3 protein-coding genes and 2 pseudogenes are annotated in these 4399 nt (G+C 67.2%); 3 read left to right on the top strand and 2 right to left on the bottom strand.

What is annotated here, in order from left to right:
- Window positions 1–339: 339 nt before the first annotated feature.
- Window positions 340–1497, top strand: a pseudogene (gene rnd / locus HC022_RS19940) (ribonuclease D).
- 31 nt (window positions 1498–1528) lie between these two features.
- Here rnd and HC022_RS29380 read toward each other — a convergent pair.
- Entirely contained in the window at window positions 1529–1723 is a 195-nt protein-coding gene (locus tag HC022_RS29380; RefSeq protein ID WP_254885188.1) for a hypothetical protein, read from the bottom strand.
- Window positions 1724–2140: 417 nt separating this feature from the next.
- Between HC022_RS29380 and HC022_RS19930 the strand changes: the two genes are divergently transcribed.
- Window positions 2141–2551: a SufE family protein gene (locus tag HC022_RS19930; RefSeq protein WP_008886286.1), complete on the top strand. Its 411-nt coding sequence runs from the start codon at window positions 2141–2143 to the stop codon at window positions 2549–2551.
- A 15-nt stretch (window positions 2552–2566) separates the two neighbouring features.
- On the opposite strand, the gene HC022_RS19925 is transcribed toward HC022_RS19930, so the two are convergent.
- The gene (locus HC022_RS19925) at window positions 2567–3598 is read right to left on the bottom strand and encodes a LacI family DNA-binding transcriptional regulator (protein WP_167453584.1); all 1032 of its coding nucleotides are present in this window, start codon (window positions 3596–3598) and stop codon (window positions 2567–2569) included.
- Between the two features lie 313 nt (window positions 3599–3911).
- Between HC022_RS19925 and HC022_RS19920 the strand changes: the two are divergent.
- Window positions 3912–4399: pseudogene (locus HC022_RS19920) on the top strand (aryl sulfotransferase); the annotation flags it as partial.

The raw sequence follows: 4399 nt of genomic DNA, 5'->3' as shown, positions 1-4399 counted from the left end.
CGAGAAGCACCACGAGGGCGATTGCGGTGGCCCAGGCGCCAAGACCCTGGGCACGCGGGCGGTCTGCCCGGCGCACCTGCGCCGGGGTGATGTCGAGAATCGTCATGTCCGGAACCTCCGTCCGAAGCGGGTTGAAAGGGTGAGGCTGATATAGCTGCGTCCGGATTATTGCGGAAATGAATGTTTGGGTGGGAGGTCATCACCGTTCGTAATGGTCTCGCCGCCGAAACCGGCAAGGCTGCCGCAGGTGGCGGGCTTTTGTTCAGGGTGGCTTTGCTCTCGCCGCCGCGCGGGTGTAGGAGGGCAAACCAACAAACAGTACGACCGGCCGGAGCCCAAATGAAGACCATCACCACGACGGAAGACCTTGCCGCGTTCTGCCAAGCGGCTGCCAAAGCGCCCTATGTCACCTTCGACACCGCGTTCCTGCGCGAGCGGACCTACTACTCGAAACTCTGCCTCATCCAACTGGCGTTTCCGGGCAAGGGCGACGAAAATGCGGTGCTGGTGGACCCGCTGGTGGACGGACTGGACCTCGAGCCGCTGCTCGAACTGTTTCGCAACACCGCGGTGGTCAAGGTCTTCCACGCGGCGCGGCAGGATCTCGAGATCTTCTTCATCGACCACGGCGTGATCCCCGATCCGCTGTTCGACACGCAGGTCGCGGCGATGGTCTGCGGCTTCGGCGAGCAGGTCGGCTACGAGACGCTGGTCAAGCGCATCGCCAAGCAGGCGCTCGACAAGAGTTCGCGCTTCACCGACTGGTCGCGGCGGCCGCTGACCGAGGCGCAGAAGAAATACGCGCTGGCGGACGTGACGCACCTGAGGGTGATCTAAGAATACCTCGCCGCCGAGCTCGAGCGCACCGGCCGTGCCCGCTGGGTGGCCGAGGAACTGGCCGTTCTCACCGACCCCGAGACCTACATCACCCGTCCCGAGGATGCCTGGCAGCGGGTCAAGACGCGTTCGTCGAGCCCGCGTTTCCTCGCCATCGTGCAGGCGCTGGCGGCCTTCCGCGAGGAATACGCCCAGTCCCGCAACATCCCGCGCAACCGGGTGTTCAAGGACGACGCGCTGACCGAGCTGGCCTCGACCAAGCCCGTCACCATGGAAGACCTCGGCCGCTCGCGCCTGCTGCTGCGCGAAGCCCGCAAGGGCCCGATCGCGGACGGCATCCTTGCCGCCGTGGCCGCGGGGGTCGAGTGCCCCAAGGACCAGCTGCCCAAGGCCGAGAACGACCGTGACCAGCTGCAGGTGAACCCGGCGCTGGCGGATCTTCTGCGGGTGCTGCTGAAGGCCCGGACCGAAGCCTCGGGCGTGGCGGCGCGGCTGATTGCGCCGGCGGCGGATCTCGACGCCATCGCCGCGGGCATGCGCGACGTGAAGGCGCTGACCGGCTGGCGCCGCGAGGTGTTCGGAGAGGATGCGCTGCGGCTTTGCGACGGCAAGCTGGCGCTGACGGTCAAGGGCCGCGACGTCGAGGTGATCGAACTCTGATCCCGGGGGCCTGGCCCCCGGAGGGCCGGGCCTAGCGGCGGCTGACCAGCGCGTTGCTGCGGCCGCTGACCTGCACTTCACGAATGCCGCCGAGCTGCTGCTCGGTCAGCCAGAGTGCGGCCTTGACCTCGCGCGCGTCGGGACGGACCGAAACCGGCCCGGCAGATTGCAGCGCGAGCAGGCGGTAGGCCAGCGTGTCGCCATCGGTGGCGGTCTCGTCGGGCACGAGGCGCACCTCGAACGGACCCGCACGGTTGGCGGTCGCCGCTCGATGGAGAGCGCCGAGATGGTCTCGACCGGCGCGCCGGCATAGGTCTCTTCGTTGTCTCCCCACACGATGGAATTGCGCTTGGCGGGGATGAGGGGGTTGGCCGCGCCCGTTGCCTGAGTGTTGACCGGAACCGGCTGGCTCTGGCCGAACCAGTTGAACGGGTTCAGATTCGACTCGCGCACGCCGCTGCAGCCCGTCAGCACGACGCCGGCGACGATCACGAACGATAGAGATTTGAACATTGCGCCACTGCCCTCTGCCTGCATTGCTCTTGCAGTTATCGTATTGTGCCAGCCTTGAAAAGCACCCCGTTCCGGGGCTGGACCTTTGCGCCCGCGCCGCCTACCTCTGGTCCCAAACCAGGAGACAAAGATGGCACAGGCGGCATTCGAAGAGGTGGTCGAGGACTTCGAGTTTCTCGAGGACTGGGAGGACCGCTACCGCATGGTGATCGAAATGGGCAAGGCGATGGAGCCGCTGCCCGAGGCGCTGAAGGTGCCCGCCACAAAGGTCGAGGGCTGCGCCAGCCAGGTCTGGCTGCACCCGCAGATCGAGGCCGGGCTGTTCCACTTCCAGGGCGACAGCGACGCGATGATCGTGCGCGGGCTGATCGCGGTTCTGCACCGGCTCTATGACGGCGTGCCGGTCGCTGAGGTCACGAAACTCGATGCCCGGGCCGAGCTCGGGCGGTTGGGGCTGAACGAGCACCTGTCCTCGCAGCGCTCGAACGGGCTGCGCGCCATGGTCGAGCGGATCCGCGACTACGCCTCCGCCGCGGCGTAACGGAGCAATTCCGGATCAGTCGCGCGGCACGGTCGAGCCGCGCACCACCAGCTCGGGCGCGGGCGCGTCGAGGTAGACCGGCTCGGACATCCCTTCGAGCTGGTCCAGCAGCGCCGTCGTGGCAAGCTGCGCCATCTCGTCGAGACGCAGGTTGAGCGCGGTCAGGGCAGGGGTCTGGCTGCGCGCGCGGAAGCCGTCATAACGCGTCACCACCCGCACGTCCTGCGGCACCCGCAGCCCGCGCGCATGCAGCGCCGCCATGGCGCCAGCGGCCATCGAGTCGATGGGCGCCAGCACGCCGTCCATGCTCCGGCCCGCGTCGAGCTCGGCCAGAAGCGCCGCTTCGGCGCCGACCTCGCCTTCGGCCTCTGAGACCTCGATCACCCGCACCGGCAGTCCCTCGGCCGCCATGCGTGCCTCGTAGGTCTCGCGGAACACGCGGTTTGACTGGCGCTGGCTGCGGCCGACGATCAGGGGGATCTCGCGGGCTCCACAGTCGAGCAGGTGCCCGATCAGCATTGTCGCGATGGTGGCGTGGTCGACGCGCACCGCGGGGGCGGGCGCCTCGGGGGGCGGGCCGATGATGACGACGGGCACGCCGCGGTCGCGCAGCACCTTCCAGTACGGGTCGTCGACCTCGGGCTCGACGACGATGGCGCCGTCGAAGGGGATGGTGCCGAGCGCGGTCTCGGGGTGCTCGATGGGCGGCACCAGCACCAGCGCCACGTTGCGCTCGAGCGCCGCCACCGCCGCCGAGGCCGCGACCTCCATCAGGAAGCCCAGTCGCGCCGAGCCCGCGGCGACCGCGGTGGGCATTGACGAGAAGATCGCGATGGTGTTGGCGCGGCCCGTCCGCATCCCCCGCGCGGCGAGGTTCGGGACATAGCCCAGCTCCTTGATCGCCTTGTCGATCCGCGCCCGCGTCTCGTGATCGACCTTGCGCTTGCCGCTGATGGCGTTCGAGACCGTGCCCGCAGAAACGCCCGCCGCCCTGGCGACGTCCTTCACCGTGACTCGACGGCGGGTTGCTTCGATCTGCTTGTTCATGACCCCGGTGCCGGTTTCTTGCGCTTTACTGGTGCGAATGCGCCTGTTTTTCTCGCGTGGCAAGAAAAAGGCGCCGAAAATTACGTTAAATCGTTTTAACGATCCCGATTCGGAGTAATCGGTTTGTTAAAACGTTTTTGCGACATCGAAAGGACCGACGATGCCCGATTCTGCAAGCATACTACGGGAGAATGCGATGACCTCGCAAATTACTCTTGCAAGACGGAGACTTGGCCTGACCGCACTGGATCGCGCCCGAAGCGCCGGAGGTTACACGCTTTTTGCGCGCCAGACCGGGGGCGGGGTGGTCGACATGATCGACATCGAGGGACGCACCGCGCATCAATGGACCATGCCGGTGCGGCCGGGCCGCGACGCGGTGATCCTGTCGAACGGCAATCTGGGCTACAATGGCAGCCATGCGACATCGGCCGATCTCTATCCCGCGTGGGACCTCTGGCACGGCGGCGACTTCTACGAGGCAACGCCCTCGGGCGAGATCGTCTGGCGCCACGAGGACATCTATCATCACCACGATGCGCAATGGCTGCCGGGCGGCAACCTGCTCTACACCGTCGCGGCCGAGCTGCCGGCCGACAAGGCGGCGCGGGTGACGGGGGGCGATCCGCGCAAGGACGGGGCGGACGGCATCGTGCAGTCCGACATCGTGCGCGAGGTGAACCGCAAGGGCGAGACCGTCGGGGAATGGCGGATCTGGGACCACATCGACCCCGCCGACCTGCCGATCCACCCGATCTTCGACCGCCGCCACTGGCCGATGATCAACGGTCTTTCGGTAAC

The sequence above is a fragment of the Salipiger sp. HF18 genome, from assembly GCF_011806505.1.
In the GTDB taxonomy this organism is placed as follows: Bacteria; Pseudomonadota; Alphaproteobacteria; order Rhodobacterales; family Rhodobacteraceae; genus Salipiger; species Salipiger thiooxidans.
Note: the sequence above shows the minus strand (reverse complement) of the source record. Positions and strands in the feature narration are given on the sequence as shown.

What these genes read in the sequence shown, in the direction of transcription:
- HC022_RS19930 (WP_008886286.1), top strand. Translation starts at nt 2,141, where the DNA reads ATGGCACAGGCGGCATTCGAAGAGGTGGTCGAGGACTTCGAGTTTCTC.
- HC022_RS19925 (WP_167453584.1), bottom strand. Translation starts at nt 3,598, where the DNA reads ATGAACAAGCAGATCGAAGCAACCCGCCGTCGAGTCACGGTGAAGGAC.